Annotated in this window: 20 protein-coding genes, 2 tRNA genes and 1 pseudogene; 11 read left to right on the top strand and 12 right to left on the bottom strand. The window is 68.8% G+C overall.

The annotated features are described in order from the left end of the window. Positions 1-7 precede the first annotated feature (7 nt). Together QT17_RS01125 and QT17_RS01120 are read left to right on the top strand one after the other, a co-directional pair. The gene (locus QT17_RS01125; RefSeq protein ID WP_039455383.1) at positions 8-292 is read left to right on the top strand and encodes a hypothetical protein; all 285 of its coding nucleotides are present in this window, start codon (positions 8-10) and stop codon (positions 290-292) included. A 2-nt stretch (positions 293-294) separates the two neighbouring features. Then, on the top strand, positions 295-693 hold the full coding sequence (locus tag QT17_RS01120; protein ID WP_039455382.1) for a hypothetical protein: 399 nt from the start codon (positions 295-297) through the stop codon (positions 691-693). Here QT17_RS01120 and QT17_RS01115 read toward each other — a convergent pair. Together QT17_RS01115 and QT17_RS01110 are read right to left on the bottom strand one after the other, a co-directional pair. Then, complete coding sequence (locus QT17_RS01115; protein ID WP_039455379.1) at positions 690-2045, bottom strand: sodium:alanine symporter family protein; 1356 nt, start codon at positions 2043-2045, stop codon at positions 690-692. The two genes, QT17_RS01120 and QT17_RS01115, sit on opposite strands and share 4 nt — an antisense overlap. Positions 2046-2048: 3 nt before the next feature. Continuing rightward, complete coding sequence (locus tag QT17_RS01110; protein ID WP_039455377.1) at positions 2049-2831, bottom strand: DUF4388 domain-containing protein; 783 nt, start codon at positions 2829-2831, stop codon at positions 2049-2051. A gap of 56 nt (positions 2832-2887) precedes the next feature. On the opposite strand from QT17_RS01110, the gene QT17_RS01105 reads away from it, so the two are divergent. Continuing rightward, positions 2888-3580: a carboxylesterase gene (locus tag QT17_RS01105; protein WP_039455376.1), complete on the top strand. Its 693-nt coding sequence runs from the start codon at positions 2888-2890 to the stop codon at positions 3578-3580. Positions 3581-3592: 12 nt separating this feature from the next. Further along, a complete protein-coding gene (locus QT17_RS01100) occupies positions 3593-4339 on the top strand; it encodes a ZIP family metal transporter (protein WP_039455373.1) in 747 nt (248 codons plus the stop codon). On the opposite strand, the gene QT17_RS01095 is transcribed toward QT17_RS01100, so the two are convergent. From QT17_RS01095 to QT17_RS01075, 5 genes are all read right to left on the bottom strand, one after another. After that, positions 4328-4999 (bottom strand): DNA/RNA nuclease SfsA, encoded by a 672-nt coding sequence (locus QT17_RS01095; protein WP_039455371.1) that lies wholly within the window; start codon positions 4997-4999, stop codon positions 4328-4330. The genes QT17_RS01100 and QT17_RS01095 overlap by 12 nt on opposite strands. A 35-nt stretch (positions 5000-5034) precedes the next feature. Continuing rightward, positions 5035-5127 (bottom strand) — tRNA-Ser (locus QT17_RS01090). Positions 5128-5134: 7 nt separating this feature from the next. Beyond that, positions 5135-5225, bottom strand: a tRNA-Ser gene (locus QT17_RS01085). A gap of 45 nt (positions 5226-5270) precedes the next feature. Further along, on the bottom strand, positions 5271-5615 hold the full coding sequence (locus tag QT17_RS13155; RefSeq protein ID WP_052155133.1) for a S9 family peptidase: 345 nt from the start codon (positions 5613-5615) through the stop codon (positions 5271-5273). A 725-nt stretch (positions 5616-6340) separates the two neighbouring features. Next, positions 6341-7756 carry an SWIM zinc finger domain-containing protein gene (locus QT17_RS01075; protein ID WP_039455368.1) on the bottom strand — a complete coding sequence of 472 codons (1416 nt, stop codon included), beginning with the start codon at positions 7754-7756 and terminating at the stop codon, positions 6341-6343. Positions 7757-7801: 45 nt separating this feature from the next. Here QT17_RS01075 and amrS point away from each other — a divergent pair, with 45 nt between their 5' ends. Both amrS and amrB read left to right on the top strand, forming a co-directional pair. Next, entirely contained in the window at positions 7802-8845 is a 1044-nt protein-coding gene (amrS, locus tag QT17_RS01070) for an AmmeMemoRadiSam system radical SAM enzyme (protein WP_039455365.1), read from the top strand. After that, positions 8839-9738 carry an AmmeMemoRadiSam system protein B gene (gene amrB / locus QT17_RS01065; protein WP_081995744.1) on the top strand — a complete coding sequence of 300 codons (900 nt, stop codon included), beginning with the start codon at positions 8839-8841 and terminating at the stop codon, positions 9736-9738. The genes amrS and amrB overlap by 7 nt, the downstream gene beginning before the upstream one ends. A gap of 311 nt (positions 9739-10049) precedes the next feature. Here amrB and QT17_RS01055 read toward each other — a convergent pair whose 3' ends face one another. From QT17_RS01055 to QT17_RS01040, 4 genes and pseudogenes are all read right to left on the bottom strand, one after another. Next, a complete protein-coding gene (locus QT17_RS01055) occupies positions 10050-10796 on the bottom strand; it encodes an HAD family hydrolase (RefSeq protein ID WP_039455361.1) in 747 nt (248 codons plus the stop codon). After that, a pseudogene (locus QT17_RS01050) lies at positions 10796-11157 on the bottom strand (hypothetical protein). The gene QT17_RS01055 and the pseudogene QT17_RS01050 overlap by 1 nt, the downstream one beginning before the upstream one ends. Then, the gene (locus QT17_RS01045) at positions 11154-11669 is read right to left on the bottom strand and encodes an LOG family protein (RefSeq protein ID WP_039455359.1); all 516 of its coding nucleotides are present in this window, start codon (positions 11667-11669) and stop codon (positions 11154-11156) included. The pseudogene QT17_RS01050 and the gene QT17_RS01045 overlap by 4 nt, the downstream one beginning before the upstream one ends. Beyond that, positions 11670-12104, bottom strand: a complete 435-nt coding sequence (locus QT17_RS01040; protein WP_039455357.1) for a universal stress protein — start codon at positions 12102-12104, stop codon at positions 11670-11672. It abuts the gene before it with no gap. Between the two features lie 41 nt (positions 12105-12145). Between QT17_RS01040 and rlmB the strand changes: the two genes are divergently transcribed. From rlmB to QT17_RS01015, 5 genes are read left to right on the top strand one after another with little or no spacing between them, the layout of a single operon-like run. Then, the gene (gene rlmB / locus QT17_RS01035) at positions 12146-12862 is read left to right on the top strand and encodes a 23S rRNA (guanosine(2251)-2'-O)-methyltransferase RlmB (protein WP_039455355.1); all 717 of its coding nucleotides are present in this window, start codon (positions 12146-12148) and stop codon (positions 12860-12862) included. A gap of 4 nt (positions 12863-12866) precedes the next feature. Next, positions 12867-13940 carry a M20 family metallopeptidase gene (locus QT17_RS01030; protein ID WP_039455353.1) on the top strand — a complete coding sequence of 358 codons (1074 nt, stop codon included), beginning with the start codon at positions 12867-12869 and terminating at the stop codon, positions 13938-13940. Beyond that, positions 13922-14158 carry a hypothetical protein gene (locus tag QT17_RS01025; protein ID WP_039455351.1) on the top strand — a complete coding sequence of 79 codons (237 nt, stop codon included), beginning with the start codon at positions 13922-13924 and terminating at the stop codon, positions 14156-14158. Before QT17_RS01030 ends, QT17_RS01025 begins: the two co-directional genes overlap by 19 nt. Beyond that, entirely contained in the window at positions 14155-15063 is a 909-nt protein-coding gene (locus QT17_RS01020) for a glucokinase (protein WP_039455349.1), read from the top strand. Before QT17_RS01025 ends, QT17_RS01020 begins: the two co-directional genes overlap by 4 nt. Beyond that, positions 15050-15274, top strand: coding sequence for a DUF2905 domain-containing protein (locus QT17_RS01015; protein ID WP_039455347.1), 225 nt, complete (start codon positions 15050-15052; stop codon positions 15272-15274). The genes QT17_RS01020 and QT17_RS01015 overlap by 14 nt, the downstream gene beginning before the upstream one ends. 3 nt (positions 15275-15277) lie before the next feature. Here the strand turns inward: QT17_RS01015 and folE are convergent, their stop codons facing one another. Further along, entirely contained in the window at positions 15278-15886 is a 609-nt protein-coding gene (gene folE, locus QT17_RS01010; protein WP_039455481.1) for a GTP cyclohydrolase I FolE, read from the bottom strand. Positions 15887-15900 lie beyond the last annotated feature (14 nt).

Genomic DNA, 15900 nt, shown 5'->3' with positions numbered 1-15900 from the left:
TAGTGCCATGGAAAAAATCCTGCTTCTCCTGGGACTTATCCTCATGGTCTACAACGTCCTTTATGGCCTAAGGCTCAAGCGGGCCATTCCCGGCGGGGTGATGGGGGAGCGGGGCGGGCAGATGCTCTTCCTCATCGCCTTCTTCGCCCTGGCCTACCTCGCCATCCTCTTCCTCACCTGGAACGAGCCCGCAAGCCTCCTCCTCCTTCTCCTCTCCTTGGTCCTCTTCCTGGGCGCCGTCTTCGTCTACCTGGTCCTCCGCCTGGTGGACGCCATCGTGGCCTCCTTGTAGCCATGGTCTTCCGCCGCAATCCCAACCCCCCCGTGGCCGACTGGAAACCCACCCCGGAGGAGTGGCGGGTGTACACCCTCTGCGATGGGCGGCGCACGGAGGAGGAGGTGGTGCGGGATAGCGGCTTAGGAGAGAACGCCTACGCCATCCTGGCGAGCCTCCTCAAGCGGGGGCTCATCCTGCCCGTGGAAGGGCCGAAGGAGCTTTGCCAAAAGCTCCTAGACCTCCTCAAGGCCCGCCTGGGACCAAGGGCGGAGCCCTTCGCCGCTCGGCTTAAGGCCTGCGAGAGCCGGGAGGCCCTAGAGGAGGAGGCCCTGCGGGTGGCCCTCAAGGTGAAGCTCACCCTGGACCGCAAGGCGGGAGAAGAGCTGGAAAAGGCCATCCGGGCCCTTTTCCGCTAACGGGGCGGCACCCAAGGCTCCCCGCGGAAGAAACCGTAGACGAGCCGGCCCACCACCCCACCCAGGAGGAGGAGACCCAGGAGGTTGGGGATGGCCATGAGGCCGTTTAGGGTGTCGGAAATGGCCAAAAAGGCCTCGAGGCCCCCCAAAGGCCCCACGAAGGCCAAAACGGCGAAGGTGAGGCGGTAGGGCCAGCGCACCCCCTCCCCGAAGAGGAAGGCCGCCGCCTCCTCCCCGTAAAACCCCCAGGACACCATGGTTCCCAGGGCGAAGACGGCCACGGTGAGGGCCAGGATCACCCCCCCCAAGGGGTGGGCCTGGAAGAGGGCCTGGGCCGCCTCCGCCGCGCTTCCCCCCTGGCGCCAAAGGCCGGAGGCGATGAAGGTGAGGGCGGTGAGGGAGGTCACCAGGAAGCTCACGAACATCTCCGTGACCCCCCAGAAACCCTGGCGCACGGGGTGGTCCACCTGGGCCTGGGCGTGGGCGATGGCCGCTGAACCCAGCCCGGCCTCGTTGGCGAAGATGCCCCGGCCAAGCCCGGCGTTGAGGGCGGCAAAGAGGCTGTACCCCGCCGCCCCGCCCAAGGCGGCCTCCGGGGTGAAGGCCGCCCGGAAGACCAGGGCCAAGGCCTCGGGGAGGTTGCCTCCGTAAAGGACCAGGAGGGGCAGCACCGCCACCAAAAAGAGGAGAAGCTTGAGGGGCACCACCACCTGGGCGAAACGGGCCACCCGAACGATCCCCCCACCCAGCACCACCCCCACCAAAAGGGCGAGGCCAAGCCCCACCAGGGCTGGGGGCGCCCCTAGGGGCGCCAAGGCTCCCCCCACCGCCCCCGCTTGGGAAAGGTTGCCGATGCCAAAAGCGGCCACGGCGGCGAAAAAGGCGAAAAGGTAGCCCAAGAAGCGAAGGCGGGGTAGCCCCCGGGAAAGGTAGTACATGGGGCCTCCGGACACGGAGCCATCGGCGTAGCGGCGGCGGTAGTGCACCGCCAGGGTGGCCTCGGCGAACTTGCTTCCTGTGCCGAAGAAGTAGCCCACCCACATCCAGAAGACCGCCCCCGGCCCCCCCAGCAAAACCGCCGCCAGCATCCCGAGAAGGTGCCCGGTCCCCACCGTGGCGGAGAGGGCCACCATGGTGGCCTGGAATGGGGTAATCTGGCCGCCGAAGCCGTAGGCCCGCTCCCGGAGAGCCCCAAAGGTCTCGCTGAAGGAGACCCGCATCATCCGGAAGGGAGCGCTAAACCAACGTATTTGGAAAATCACCAGATAAGCTCCCACGAGAAGGAAGACCAACTTCATGGGGAAGCCGTAGACGATGCGGTTTAGATACTCGTTTAGGGTCAGGATATCCATAGGCTACACCTCCGGCACCGCTTCCACCTTATCCCCACGCCTGAGGCGCAGGCGTTTCAGGTCCTCCTCCAAAAGCCCAAGCCGCCCGGGGATGTTGGGTCTGGGCCGCACCTCCATGGTGGTCCCAGGAGGGGTGACCCGCAAGCGGAACCCGTGGCGGATGGCCCGGGCCCACGCAGCGTAAAGGGCCTCGTCCACGTAGGCAATCCCGTGCCCCGGTCCGTAGATGGGCAGGACCAGAAGGTGCTCGGGGGGAACCTCCACCACGGGCACCGCCTCCAAAACCCCCATCTGCAACAGGGTGTGGAGGATGCGGGCAAGGCGCAACACCCCAGGGGCCACCAGGACCTCGGCGATGCGCTTCCCCTCCACCTGGGCCAGGACCCTCAAGGCCTCCGGGGTGAGCTCCGCCGCTCCCTCCTTGCTCGGCAGGCGCAGAACGTAGCCCCAGTCCGCGGGGAGGCTTAGGGCCTGCCAGGCCGCCTGGGCCTCCGCAAGCCGCGCAGGCACGGCAAGCCCCCCAAGTAGGGTGGTGTGGGGGGGAAGGGTTTCCGGTTCAAAGCGGAAAGGGGCCCGCCGGAGCCCCGCCAGGAGGTCCAAGGCCTCTTCTCCCTCCAAAACCTTTTCCCCCGCCTGGACCCGGGCGTGGACCACCTGGCCGCCTTGTACGTAGACCTCCCCCTCGAGGTGGGGTGGCCTTACCAAAAGCCTCCCGGTACGCCCGGCGCTCATCAGGGCGCCCACCAGGGAGGGAAAGGGGAACTCCGCGAGGTTGCCCTCCAGCATTCCCCCCCGTTTTACCACGCCGCTTACAAGAACGTCCAGGCGGGGTATTCTGAGGCATGCACCTCCTCCTCCTGCACGGCTTTACCTCCCACCCCGTCCTCACCCTGGGGCCCTTGCCCGAGGTGCTCCGGGAAGCGGGCTTCGCCGTGGCCCAGCCCACCCTCCCCGGCCACGGCACCCGCCCCGAGGACCTGCTTAAGGTGCGGTGGCAGGATTGGCTCAAGAAGGCGGAGGAGGCCTATCTGGCCCTCCCGGAGCCCCGGGGGGTGGTGGGGCTTTCCATGGGGGCCCTCCTCGCCGCCCACCTGGCGGCGGTCCACCCCACCGTGGCCTTGGTGGCCCTGGCCCCCGCCTTCGCCCTGCAAAACCCCTTGGCCCCCCTGGCCCCCTACCTGGCCTGGCTTATCCCCCTCTTTCCCGGGCCCAACTCCATTGAGGACCCCCTTCTAAAGCGGCAAAACCCCAACTACCCCTACTTCCCCACCCGGGCGGTGGGGGAGCTCCTTGGCCTCATGCGCGGAACCCCCAAGGTCCTCCCCCAGGTCCGGGCCCCCGCTTTGGTGGTGGAGGCGGGGCGGGACCGCGTGGTCAAGGGAGAGGACCGCTATTACGCCCTTTTGGGGAGCCGGGAAAAGCGCCACCTGGTCTTCCCGGAAAGCGGGCACGACCTCCTACTGGACCGGAACCGGCATGCGGTAGCGGAAGCGGTGCGGGATTGGCTTATTGCAACTAGTAATCGCTTGCATTAAGCTAGAGGGGGTATGGAAGGCTTCACCGTTTCCCCCTGGACCGTCTTCCTCTACGCCCTCTTCACCGCCGCCGCCACGGGCCTGGGCACCTTGCCCTTCCTCTTCACCCAAAACGTCCTCAAGCGCCACCTGGGCCTGGCCAACGCCGCCGCCGCCGGACTCATGGTGGCGGCGAGCTTCGGCCTCATCTACGAGGGAGTGAACTACAGCCTGGGCCGCACCCTTCTGGGGGTGGCCTTGGGCCTCCTTTTCATCCGGCTTTCCCACCGCTACCTGGAAAACCGGGAGGTGAGCTTCGGCGAGCTAAAGGGCCTGGACGCCCGCAAGGCCCTGATGATCGTGGGCATCATGACCCTTCACTCCTTCGCCGAGGGAGTGGGGGTGGGGGTGGCCTTTGGGGGCGGGGAGGCCCTGGGAGTTTTCATCACCTTGGCCATCGCCGTCCACAACATACCCGAGGGGCTCGCCATCAGCCTAGTCCTGGTGCCCCGGGGGGTGAACGTCCTGGGGGCCGCTTTCTGGAGCGTCTTCTCCAGCCTGCCCCAGCCCCTCATGGCCGTGCCCGCCTTCCTCCTGGTGGAAGCCTTCCGGCCCCTCCTCCCCGTGGGCCTGGGCTTCGCCGCCGGGGCCATGATCTGGATGGCGGTGGCCGAGCTCCTGCCCGACGCCCTCAAGGAGGCGGAGGCCGAGGGGGTGGCCACGGTCTTAACCGTGGCCGCGGCCCTCATGGTGGCCTTCCAGATCCTGCTAGGGGGCTAGCCAGACCCAAGGGAGCTCTCCCTCCACCACCAGGGCCGCCAAGGTGGGCCGCACCCGGTAGGCCCTGAGGACCACCCCCGCCTCCAGGGCTTCCTGGGCCGCACGGTAAAGGGGAGCATCGGCGGGGTCTAAGGCGAAGGCCTCCGCCAAGGGGTGTTGCACGAACCACAGGGCGTAAGCCCCCTTCCCCTCCCGCGCCAAGGCGGCGAGGAGCCGGAGGTGCCGCGCCCCCCGGGCGGTGGGGGCGTCGGGGAAAAGGGCGAGGCCTTCCGCCACTCGGTTGCAGTTCTTGGCCTCCAAATAGGTCTCCTTCCCCCCCAGCCGGGAGAAGAAGTCCAACCTTTCCCCACCCACCGTCACTTCCCGCCGAAGGTCTTCGCAAGCGCCCAGCCGCCCGGAGCGGAGCAGGCGTTCCAAAAGCCTGCCGGCAAGGCTCGCGTCCACTCCCACCAAAACCCCTTCTGCGGCCACCAGGACCATCCGCCCCAGGGTCTTGGGGGTGGGCTTGGGGTGGTAGTAGCAGGAAACCCCGGGGCGCAGAAGCTCCGCCATGCGGCCGGTGTTGGCAAGGTGCAAGGGCCCCACGTCCGCCTCCACCAGGAAGCGGTTTTTCCGCCTACAAAAGCGGCAGGGTTTTAGGGGCGGCAGGGGAAGGATCATAAAGGGCCAAGCCCGGCCTTCAGGCCGGGCCCTTTTGGCGGAGAGGGCGGGATTCGAACCCGCGGCACCGGTTTTCCCGGTGCAACACCTTAGCAGGGTGCCGCCTTAGACCACTCGGCCACCTCTCCACGCCTTTGGCGGAGGGTGAGGGATTCGAACCCCCGGTGGGCCCAAGGCCCACAGCGGTTTTCAAGACCGCCGCCTTCAACCGCTCGGCCAACCCTCCAAGGTCTGGCCGCAAGCCTTACTATGCGGCAAAGCCCCGCGCCTGTCAAGGCCAAAGCCAGGCCAAAAGAAACCGCTCCACCAAGGCCCCCATGGCCGGCACCACCGCATGGTGGAGGTCGGGAAAGAGGATCGGATGGTCCTCCGAGAAAGGGCCACCTGGTACACCCTCCGCCCCATCCCCTCCCGCGCGTCCCGGAGGCGGCAGGCCTGGGTGGGGGGTGAGGGGGTCGTTGCCCGCCTGGAGGACGAGGAGGGGAGCTTGCAGGCGCCCCGCCTCCGGCAAGGGGCTTTGCCGGACGTAGCAGGCGGGGCAGTCCTCGGGGAGGCCGCCGAAGACCTCCCGCCAGCGCCCTAAGGCCTCCGGGCGGCTTCGCCGGAGGAGGGCCACCTGCTAGGCGAAGTCCACGGGCCCGATGACAAAGGCCACCCCCCTGGAGGCCCCTTTCCGGGCCGCCGCTTTGAGAGCCCCACAAGCCCCGAGGGAGTAGCCCCAGGTAAGCGGGCCGCCGCACCCCAAGCCGGGGGAGGAGGCGGGCCAGGTGGGCGGCGAGGTAAAGCCCGAGGAATATGGCCGGGGTGTACCAATGGACGAAGCTTCCCGGGTAGGCCAGGAAGCGGTACCGCCGGTTCAGGAAGTAGACGAGGAGGGTAAGCCCCACGGCCGGGGGAGGAGAAGGAGGCTCGAGGGGCGCCTCCAGAGGAGGAGAAGGCAAAGGGGGGAGCAGGGTGAACTGAAGGGTCCCCGCCAGGAAGTAGGCCCTGCCCCAAAGGAGTCTTTGGAAAAGCCGCTCCGGCTGGAAAACCCCCGCATCCCAGTAGCGGAAGAGGAGGTGGGGCCAAAGGAGGCGCAGGGCGGGGTTCCTCACCCAGCGGCCCAGGCGAACCCCCCGCAAAAGCCCCGCCCCCAGGACCAGGGCGGTCATGAAGAGGAAGGCGGGCACGGCGAGGCGCAGGGTGCGGTTCACCGCCGCCAGGAGGAGCCACTCTGGGCTCCCCAGGGAAAGCTCGCGCAGGAAATAGCCGATGACGTGGCGGAGGACCACCTCCACGATGGCAAGCCCCGGAAAGCTTCCACCCAAGGGGAGCGCTCCGCCTCCCCGTTTTCCCAGGGCTTCACGAGCTTTGCCCGAAAAGGGGTGTGAGGGCCTCCTGAAGCGCCCGGCGGCGGGGGTAGGCCCGGAGGAGGGCCAAGGCCGCCTCCTCGGCTCCCTTGGGGTCCAGGCGGGCCGCCTGTTGCAAAAGCCGCGCCGCCTCCGCGTAGCGGGCCCTCCCCCCCGCCTCCACCAGGCGCCGGGCCGCCTCCCGGTAAAGGCGAAAGGCCTCTTCGGGAAGCTTTTCCTCCAGAAGCCCGGCCAAAGCGGGGTAGTGCTCCGGAGACGCCCGCTCCAGAAGGCGCTCCAAGGCCCTCCAGTCCTCCTCCAGGAGGTGGATGCGGGCGAGGAGAAGGAGGTCCATCTGGCGCAAAAGCCGCGGGCGCTCCTGGTAAAAGGCCTTTCCCAGCTTGGCCTTGAGGGCCAGGTAGTCCTCGAGGTTCGGCCTCAGGGCGAAGCGGGCCCGGTGGTCCTCCACCCGGCCCCGGTGGGCCACCAGGAGGTCCAAAAGGGGAAGAAGCCTCGGATCCCGGCCGAACCAGGCCAGGGCCTCCTCGGCGTAGAAGAGGGCCTCCTCCAGGCGGCCCAGGGCCAAAAGGCGCTCCACCAGGAGGAAGTAGTCCTCCACCCCCTCGAGGCCCTCCTTCAAGGCGGCGAGGGCCTCTTCCTCCCGGCCCAGGCGGAAGAGGAGCTCGGCCCTAAGCGCCCGCTTTAGGCCCGAGGGGTCTTTCCCTTTGAGGAGGGCAAGCGCCTCCTCCGGCGCCCCTTCCGCCGCCTTCAGAAAAGCCTCCCCCAAGGCCTCGGAAGGGTGGCGCAGGTAAAGCCCCAGGAGGAAGGGAAGCCGGGGCGAAAGGGCCTGGTAGCGGGCCAGGGCCAGGCGCAGGTAAGGCTCGGGGTCAAAGGGGGCCTGGAGCAGGGCCTCCAAAAGGGTCTCCACCTCCTCCCGCCCCGCCTCTTCCAGCCTTAGGAGGAGGGCTTCCACCTCCTCCTCCCCTTCCCCCAGGCGGAAGGCCTGGCGCAGGCGCCGCACCCCTTCCCGGAAGGCCTCCTCGGGCGCCAAAGCCTCCTTGAGGCGGAAGGCCACCTCCGGCACCCGGGCAAGGCGGAGGAGAAGCGCCTTGGCCTCCTCGGGGGGGAGGGCCTCGAGGCGGGCCTGGAGGTCCTCGGGCCGCCTTTCCAGGTAGGCGTAAAGGAGGGCGGCGGTGTGCTTGCAGGGGAAGTCCGGGTAAGGACAGTCGCACCGGCCCGAAAGGCCCGGCCCCACCTCCACCCGGTAAGGGAGGGGCGCCGAACCCTGCACCTCGCCCAGAAGCCTCTCCCCCACCCGGAAAACCCGCCGAACCCGCCCCTCCCGGGCGTAGGCCAGGCCCCGGCGCAAGAGCTCCTCGGGGAAGAAGGGGGCGAAGTCCTCCTCGCTTTGGGGAGGAAAGGGCCGCACCTCCCCAGTTTAGGGCGTGGTATCCTGGGATTAGAAGCCTATGAAATGACGCTGGCCACGCTCAGGGAAGCGGACCTAAAGCGCCCCCTGCCCAAGGGCTTCGTTCAGTGCCGGGCCTGCGCCCACTACTGCGCCATCCCCGAAGGCGGGGCGGGGAAGTGCGGGGTGCGGCGCAACCTGAAGGGCAAGCTCTACCTGGTCACCTACGGCAAGGCCGCCGCGGTCCACTTGGACCCAGTGGAGAAGAAGCCCCTTTACCACTTCCACCCCGGGGAGGCCATCCTCTCCGTGGGCACCGTGGGGTGCAACCTCTTCTGCGCTTTCTGCCAGAACTGGCAAATCTCCCAGTTCCGGGAGTTCCAGGTAAGCCCGGAGGGCGTCTTGGACCGCTTCGTGGGGGAGGACTGGCCCCCCGAGCGGTTGGTGGCAAGGGCGGAGGCCTTGGGGGTAAGGCTTCTCGCCTACACCTACAACGAGCCCGCCGTCTGGATAGAGTACGCCCACGACACCGCCCGCCTCGCCAAGGCCCGGGGGATGAAGAACGTCTTCGTCACCAGCGGCTTTGAAACCCGGGAAGCCTGGGACTACATAGGGCCTTACCTGGACGCCGCCAACGTGGACCTCAAGGGGTTCACGGAGAAGTTCTACCGGGAGATCTGCGGGGCCCGGCTCAAGCCGGTGCTGGAAAGCCTGGAGTACCTGGTGGGCCTCGGCGTCTGGGTGGAGGTGACCACCCTGCTCCTGGAAGGGTACAACGACGGCGAGGCGGAGCTTAGGGCCATGGCCCGCTTCCTCAAGGGGCTTTCCCCCGAGATCCCCTGGCACCTCACCGCCGCCCACCCCGACTACCGCATGCTGGACCTGAAGCCCACGCGCCACGCCACCTTGGCGCGGGCCCACGAGATCGCCAAGGAGGAGGGGCTCCTTTTCGTTTACGTGGGAAACGTCCTGGACGAGGAACGGAGCTCCACCCACTGCCCGGACTGCGGCCGGCTCCTCCTCAGGCGGCGGGGCTTCCGGGTGGAGGCCCTTTGGGAAACCCCCGGGGTCTGCCCGGGGTGCGGGCGGAGGATCCCCGGGGTATGGTGAGGAAGCCGGCGGTGGCGGGCTCTTTTTACCCGGGGTCGGCGGCGGCCCTCCAGGAGGAGGTGGAAAGCCTTCTCCAAGAGGCCAAGACCCCACCCCTCCCGGGGGTGCGGGGCGCCCTTTCCCCCCACGCCGGCTACCGCTACGCGGGAAAGGCGATAGCGGAGAGCTTCCGGGCCCTTTCCGCTTGGCGGGGCAGGGCAAGGCGGGTCTTCCTCCTCGGCCCAAGCCACTTCGTTCCCTTCCTGGGGGTGGCCTTCTTCCCCCACCGAGCCTGGGCCACGCCCTTGGGAGAGGTGGCGGTGGACCGGGAAGGGGTGGAGGGGCTTCTCGCCCTGGGCAGGCCCTTCTTGGCGTACGAGGCGCCTTTTCGGGAGGAGCATAGCCTCGAGGTCCTCCTCCCCTTCCTCCAGCGCCTCCTCCCCCAAACCCCCATCCTCCCCCTCCTCTTTGGGGAGGTGGACCCCAAGGAGGCGGCGGAGGCCCTCCGCCCCCTGGTGGGCCCCGAGGACCTCCTGGTGGCGAGCAGCGACCTCTCCCACTACCACCCCGACCCCGTGGCCCGCCTTCGGGACGGGAGGACCCTGGAGAAGGCTTTGGCCCTGGACGCGGAGGGCCTGGCCCGGGCCGAGGCCTGCGGCCGGCTGCCTTGGGCCGCTCTCACCCACCTGGCCCGGTCCTGGAACTGGAGGCCGAAGCTCCTCGCCTACGCCACCAGCGCCGAGGCGGGGGGCGATAGGGCGCGGGTGGTGGGCTACGCCGCCTTAGCCTACCTAGAGCCGGAACAGGGGCCGGAACCAGGGGATGGAAAGGAGGAGGACCAGGAGGGCGAGGCCAAAGAGGAGCCGGGCCCGGGGCTTCCCCTTTCGGGCCTGGGCGAGCCCGGCGTGGGCTAGCCCCAAGGCCACAAGCCCCCCCACCCAGTGCTCCGCCACGAAGTAGCGGGCCTCACCCCCCGCCGCCATCACCGCGGGTAGGTTGGCCAAGGCCCCTTGGAAGAGGGGGCTCGTAAAGGCCAACACCACCCCCAGGACCACCTGCAGGGTGAGGGTGTGGGCGAAGAAGGCCCCCAAGCGGGGCTCGGGCCGGAGGAGGGTAAGGAGGCCGAAGAGGAGGACGAACCAACGCACCCAGCCATGGAGGAAAAGGAGCACCTCGTGCATGGGGGGAGTCTACCGGAAAGACTCCAGGACCCCTGTGAAGCGACTCACGAAAGGAGGGCCAAGGCCTCCTTGAGGTCCTTCACCTCCAGGTGGGCGGGGTAGCGGGGGTCGGGCGGGCGGTGGCCCCGGTCCACGAAGACCGCATAAATCCCCGCCGCCAGGGCCCCCCGGATGTCCCGCTCTGGGTTATCCCCCACCATCACCGCCTCCTCCGCCCGCACCGAGAAGGCGCAAAGGGCCATGCGAAAGAGCCTGGGGTCGGGCTTGCCCCACCCCACCTCCCCCGAAACCAGGGTGAGGTCAAAGGCCTCCCCTAGCCCCGAGCCCGCGAGCTTCTCCCGCTGCAGGTCGGGGACCCCGTTGGTGAGGAGGGCGAGGAAGGCCCCCCGGGCCCGCAGGGCCTCTAAGAACTCCGGCACCTCGGGGAAAAGGGGGTAGCGGCGCCGCCTTTGGAAGAAGGCCTCGGCCAGGGCCCGGGCCCTTTCCACCGGTCCCCCCAAGGCGGCCAAGGCCTCGCGGAAGACCCGCTCGCGAAAGGGCCAGGCCCAGGCGGCTAGGTCTTCCAGGCCCGGGGTGGTGTAGCGGGCCCAAAGGGCTTCCAGGGCCGAGTGCCCGATCCTTTCCGCCCAAGGGTAAAAGGGGGCCTCCCGAAAAAGGGCCTCGGCCCGCGCTCGCACCGCGGGGTACAGCCCCTCCACCCCCGCCTCCGCCCCCAGGGCCTCCAGCACCTCCCGGGTCACCCCGTGGTCCACGAGGAGGGTGTCGTCCAGGTCCAAAAGCCAAAGCCGCATCAGCCCTCCCGCACCACCACCGGGTTCTCCCCGGGGTCAAAGAGGAGGAGGTGGTCCCCCGCCTCCCGGTAGGCCAGGCCATACTTGGCCAGGCGAAGCCGCTCGTGGGCGAGGCTCTCCACCAGGAAGACGAGCCGCCCCTCCTCCAGGCGGAGCCGGGCGAAGCCCTGCCCCTCGGGCCGGGGCCGGCCCGGTCCGCGCTCCACCCCCCCTTCCCCGGCCGGAGGAGGAGAAGGGGCCCCTCCTTCGGCACCAGCAAGGCCTCGAGGGGAACGAGCTCCTCCAGGGCCAGGCCCAGGGCCTGGTAGAAGCTCGCCCCCTGGCCCAGGTCGGGCACGTAGACCACCAGGGTTTCGCTCATAGGCTCCTCAGGAAGCGGCGCAGGTCCTCCTCGTCCGCCACCACCCGCAAGAGGGCGAGGTCCTCGGGGGCGATCTCCCCGTGGGCCTTGAGGAGGCCGAGCCAGTAGGGGTCCACCCCCAGGGGCCGCCCCAAGCCCCGCCGCAGGTAGAGGAGGTTCCAGGCGAGGACGAGCTCCGCCAGGGTGCCCACCCCCCCGGGCAGGGCCAGGTACCCCACCCCCAGGTCCAAAAGCCGGCCGATGCGCTCGGGAAGGCTCGCCGCCGGAAGCTCCAGGTCCACGTGGGCGTTGGGGCCTTTCCGCTCGGGGAAGAGGCCGGGGGCCGTGACCCCCACCACCACACCCCCCCTGGCCTTCACCCCTTGGGCCAGGGCCTCCATCCCCCCTCCGTACCCGCCGCAGGCCAGGCCAAACCCCTCCTCGGCCAGCACCTCCCCGTAGCGCACGAGCCTGGGGTAAAGGGGGTCTTCCGGGGAAAGCCTGGAGGAAACGAAGACGGAAAGAAGGCGCATCTAGCGGCAGCGCACCACCAGAACCGGCACGGAAACCCGGTGGAGCACCCCCTCCGTCACCGAGCCCAGCAGGAGCTTGTCCAGCCCCGTGCGCCCGTGGGTGCCCATGACCAAGAGGTCAAACCCCTTGGCCGCCTCCACGATGGTGGGGATGGGGGTACCCTCCTTCACCTCCCCCGTGGCCTCCACCCCTTTCTCCTGGGCCAGGGCCAGGGCCTTCCCGATGGCCTCCTCTCCCGCCTTCCTCAGGTCCTCCAAAAGCTCAAGGCCGTAGGGGACGCTTTCGGGGGCGATCCAGATGGCCTGGGCGGGGTTTTCCAGCACGTAGAGGAAGTGCACCTTGGCCCCCAAGGCCTTGGCCAAGGCGAGGCCGTGCTCCAGGGCCTGGAAACTGCAGGGGCTCCCGTCCGTGGGCATAAGGATGGTCTTGTACATAAGGCCTCCTTCCCCCTCATCATACGGCGTAGACTCGGGCCATGTGGATCTACGGGAGGAACCCGGTCCTCGAGGCCATCCGGGAAGGCCGCGCCCGGAGGGTCCTGGTGGCCAAGGGCGTGGAGGCCTGGCTCCTACGGGAACTGGAGCGTCTTGGGGCCCCCTTTGAACTCGTCCCCCGGATAGAGCTGGACACCCTCCTCCGCACGACCCACCACCAGGGCCTGGCGGCGGAGGTGGAGGCGCCCAGCTACGCCACCCTGGAAGACGCCCTCCTCCTGGCCCAAGCCCGGGGCGAATCTCCCCTTCTCGTGGTCCTGGACGGGATCACCGACCCCAGGAACTACGGGGCCATGATCCGGAGCGCCCTGGCCCTCGGGGCCCACGGGGTGGTTTCCGAGGAACGGCGGGCCGCCCCCCTCTCCCCCCTGGCCCTCAAGGCCAGCGCCGGGGCCGCCCTCAAGCTTCCCGTGATCAAGGTGAAAAACCTCCCCCGTACCCTGAAGGAGCTCAAGGAAAGGGGGCTTTGGATCTACGGCTTGGACCTGCGGGGGGAAAAGACCCCCAAAGAACTGGACTTCCAAAGGCCCTTGGCCTTGGTGGTGGGCTCGGAAGGGGAAGGGATGCGGCGGCTCGTGCGGGAGTCCTGCGACGAGCTCTTCCGCATCCCCATCCGGCCCGAGGCGGAGTCCTTGAACGCCTCCGTGGCCCTGGGCATCGCCCTTTACCAGGCGGGGCTTTCCCGGGGTGTAGGATAGGGGCGTGGACTGGGTGAAGCTCCTTTCCCGCCTCGTCCAGGCGGAAAGCCTTCCGGGGAAGGAAGAGGAGGTGGCAGGGCTTCTCCTGGAAGCCCTGAAGGCCTTGGGCCTTCCCGCCACCTTGGACGAGGCGGGGAACGTGGAGGCCCTGTTGGGGGAGAAGGAGCCCGAGGTGGTCCTCGCGGGGCACATGGACGTGGTGCCCGTGGGGGACCCCGCCCACTGGCCTCACCCCCAAGGGGCGGTGGTGGGCGAGCGGCTCTACGGCCGGGGAGCGGTGGACATGAAAGGCGCCCTGGTGGCCATGCTCCTGGCCTTGGAGGCGCTTTCCAAGGCCCCCCTCCGGGGCCGGGTGCGCTTTTTGGCGGTGGTGCAGGAGGAGGTGGGGGGCCTGGGGAGCCGCTACGCCGCCGCCCGCCTTAACCCCTTGGCCTTCATCCTGGGGGAGCCCTCGGGGGGAAGGCTCATGCGGGGGCACCGGGGCCGGGCCGAGGTCTGGGCGGACTTTGAAGGGGAAGAGGCCCACGCCGCCCTGGCCTCCGGGGAAAACCCCCTTTACGACCTGGCGGAGTACCTAACCGCCTTAAAGGAGCTCCCCTTGCCCTCGGGGATCAAGCTCACCCCCACCCGGGTGGACACCTACCCCGGAGCCACCAACCAGACCCCCGGGGTGGTGCGGCTCTACCTGGACGTGCGCTACGAGCCCGAGGCGAACCTGGACGGGCTTTTGGAGCGCCTGAAGGCCCTGGGAAGCGCCTCGGTCTACATCCCCGAAGAGGAGCGGGCCTCGGGGGAGGTGCGGATGAATATCCCCGCCCTCTGGCCCCCTTACCGCCTGCCGGAGGACCACCCCCTCCTCCAGGCGGCCCTGAAGGCCCTGGGCCAAGATGGGGCGGGCCTTTGGCCCTTCACCACCGACGCCCCTTACCTGGGGGCCAAGGCCCCGGTCCTGGGCCTGGGGCCGGGGGACCCCGCCTTGGCCCACACCCCCAAGGAGCACATCCTCCTCTCCCAGGTGGAGGCCGCCGGCCAAGCCTACGCCCGCTTAGTGGAGGCCCTATGGAACGGCGCACGGTAGCCGGAACCCCATACGCCAAGCTCCTCACCGCCCCCCGTCCGGTGGCGGAGGGGCTTAGAGCCCGCCTCGAGGCCCGGGGCATCCCCGTCCTCCTGGAAACCCCCTTCGCCGGCCTCCCCGAGGCCGCCTTGGGCACCTACATGGGGGACGTGGCCCTCTTTGTGCCCGAGGCCCTTTGGGGCGAGGCCGAGGCCGTCTTGGCTGAGGAGGCGCCATGAGGGTGGTGGGCCTGGACCTCGGGGGGACCAAGATCGCCGCCGGGGTGTTTGACGGGGAAAAGCTCCTTTCCAAGGTGGTCCTCCCCACCCCCAAGGAGGGGGGGATGGCGGTGGTGCGGGCCTTAGCGGAAGCGGCCCAGAAGGCGGAGGAAGAAGCGGGGGTGGCAGGGGTGGCCCTTGGCCTCGGCACCCCGGGGCCCTTGGACTTCCGCAAGGGGATCATCCGCTTCACCCCCAACATCCCCGGCCTGGTGGACTTTCCCATCCGGGACCTTCTGCAAGAGGCCACGGGCAAGCCCGTCCACCTGGAAAACGACGCCAACGCCGCCGCCTTGGCCGAGCACCACCTGGGGGCGGCCAAGGGGGAAACAAGCTCCCTCTTCCTCACGGTTTCCACCGGCATCGGGGGCGGGGTGGTCCTGGCGGGCCGTGTGCTCCGGGGGGAAAGGGGCCAAGGCGGCGAGCTGGGCCACATGACCCTCCTCCCCGGGGGGCCCATGTGCGGCTGCGGGCTGGAGGGGTGTTTGGAGGCCCTGGCCGCCGGGCGGGCCCTGGAGCGGGAAGCCGCTTACGCCTACCACCGCCCCCTCAGCAACCAAGAGCTTTTCGCCCTCTTCCAAGAAGGCGACCCCAAGGCCAGGCGCATCCTCCTGCAAGCGGCCCACTACGTGGGCCTGGGCCTCGCCAGCCTGGTCAAGGCCTTTGACCCGGGGGCGGTGGTGGTGGGCGGGGGGCTCGCCCTAAACGCCCCAGAGGGCTACTGGGAGGCCCTCCACGCCGCCTACCGCCACTACCTGGCGGGCTGGGAGGTACCCCCCTTGCGCAAGGCCGAGCTCGGGGGAGACGCCGGGCTCTTGGGGGCCGCCCTCACCGCCTACTTGGAGGTGCGGGATGGAACTGGGTAAGGCGCTCCTTTACCTTGGGCTTTTCCTTGTGGCCTTGGGAATTCTTCTCCTCTACTTCCCCAAGCTCTTCGCCTGGTTCGGCCACCTGCCGGGGGATATCCGTATAGAGCGGGAGGGCTTACGGGTGTACATCCCCCTCACCTCAGCCCTCCTCCTTTCCCTTCTCCTCACCCTCCTGCTCAACCTCCTGGAGTATTTTTGGCGGCGCTAGCCCCTACCGCAGATGGCTTAAGAACTCCTCCCGCGTCTTCTGGCTTTCCCGGAAAACCCCCAGCATGGCGCTCGTGAGGGTGCGGGAATGCTGCTTTTCCACCCCCCGCATCATCATGCAGAGGTGGACCCCCTCCACCACCACCCCCACCCCCTGGGGCTCGAGGACCTCCTGGATGGCCTCGGCGATCTGCACCGCCAGGCGCTCCTGCACCTGGAGGCGGCGGGCGAAGAGGTCCACGATGCGGGCGAACTTGGAAAGCCCCAGGATCTTGCCGTTGGGAATATAGCCGATGTGCACCTCGCCGAAGAAGGGGAGGAGGTGGTGCTCGCAGAGGGAGTAGAACTCTATACCCTTCACCACCACCATCTCGCTCCCCTCCGCCTGAAAGACAGCCCCGTTAACCACCTCCTTCAGGTCCTGGCGGTAGCCTCGGGTGAGGAAGGCCCAGGCCTTGGCCACCCGCTCCGGGGTCTTCAAAAGCCCTTCCCGGTTGGGATCCTCCCCGATGGCCTGAAGCCACTCCGAGGCCAGGGCCTTGAGACGGTCCAGGTCCAGTTCGGTTTCAAAAGAAAGGCCGGTTTCTTCAATCTCCACCATCTTGCGCTCCATGGTGCTCCCTTTTT

Origin of the sequence: Thermus sp. 2.9 (assembly GCF_000794385.1) — a bacterium.
Taxonomy (GTDB): domain Bacteria; phylum Deinococcota; class Deinococci; order Deinococcales; family Thermaceae; genus Thermus; species Thermus thalpophilus.
This window is presented reverse-complemented; position numbering and strand designations above follow the sequence as displayed.

Coding starts and splice junctions, on each gene's coding strand:
- QT17_RS01025 (WP_039455351.1), top strand. CDS start 13,922: ATGGAACGGCGCACGGTAGCCGGAACCCCATACGCCAAGCTCCTCACC.
- QT17_RS01020 (WP_039455349.1), top strand. CDS start 14,155: ATGAGGGTGGTGGGCCTGGACCTCGGGGGGACCAAGATCGCCGCCGGG.
- folE (WP_039455481.1), bottom strand. CDS start 15,886: ATGGAGCGCAAGATGGTGGAGATTGAAGAAACCGGCCTTTCTTTTGAA.
- QT17_RS01120 (WP_039455382.1), top strand. CDS start 295: ATGGTCTTCCGCCGCAATCCCAACCCCCCCGTGGCCGACTGGAAACCC.
- QT17_RS01100 (WP_039455373.1), top strand. CDS start 3,593: ATGGAAGGCTTCACCGTTTCCCCCTGGACCGTCTTCCTCTACGCCCTC.
- QT17_RS01105 (WP_039455376.1), top strand. CDS start 2,888: ATGCACCTCCTCCTCCTGCACGGCTTTACCTCCCACCCCGTCCTCACC.
- QT17_RS01115 (WP_039455379.1), bottom strand. CDS start 2,045: ATGGATATCCTGACCCTAAACGAGTATCTAAACCGCATCGTCTACGGC.
- QT17_RS01040 (WP_039455357.1), bottom strand. CDS start 12,104: ATGTACAAGACCATCCTTATGCCCACGGACGGGAGCCCCTGCAGTTTC.
- QT17_RS01125 (WP_039455383.1), top strand. CDS start 8: ATGGAAAAAATCCTGCTTCTCCTGGGACTTATCCTCATGGTCTACAAC.
- QT17_RS01110 (WP_039455377.1), bottom strand. CDS start 2,831: ATGCTGGAGGGCAACCTCGCGGAGTTCCCCTTTCCCTCCCTGGTGGGC.
- amrB (WP_081995744.1), top strand. CDS start 8,839: ATGGTGAGGAAGCCGGCGGTGGCGGGCTCTTTTTACCCGGGGTCGGCG.
- QT17_RS01015 (WP_039455347.1), top strand. CDS start 15,050: ATGGAACTGGGTAAGGCGCTCCTTTACCTTGGGCTTTTCCTTGTGGCC.
- QT17_RS01055 (WP_039455361.1), bottom strand. CDS start 10,796: ATGCGGCTTTGGCTTTTGGACCTGGACGACACCCTCCTCGTGGACCAC.
- QT17_RS01045 (WP_039455359.1), bottom strand. CDS start 11,669: ATGCGCCTTCTTTCCGTCTTCGTTTCCTCCAGGCTTTCCCCGGAAGAC.
- amrS (WP_039455365.1), top strand. CDS start 7,802: ATGACGCTGGCCACGCTCAGGGAAGCGGACCTAAAGCGCCCCCTGCCC.
- QT17_RS01095 (WP_039455371.1), bottom strand. CDS start 4,999: ATGATCCTTCCCCTGCCGCCCCTAAAACCCTGCCGCTTTTGTAGGCGG.
- rlmB (WP_039455355.1), top strand. CDS start 12,146: ATGTGGATCTACGGGAGGAACCCGGTCCTCGAGGCCATCCGGGAAGGC.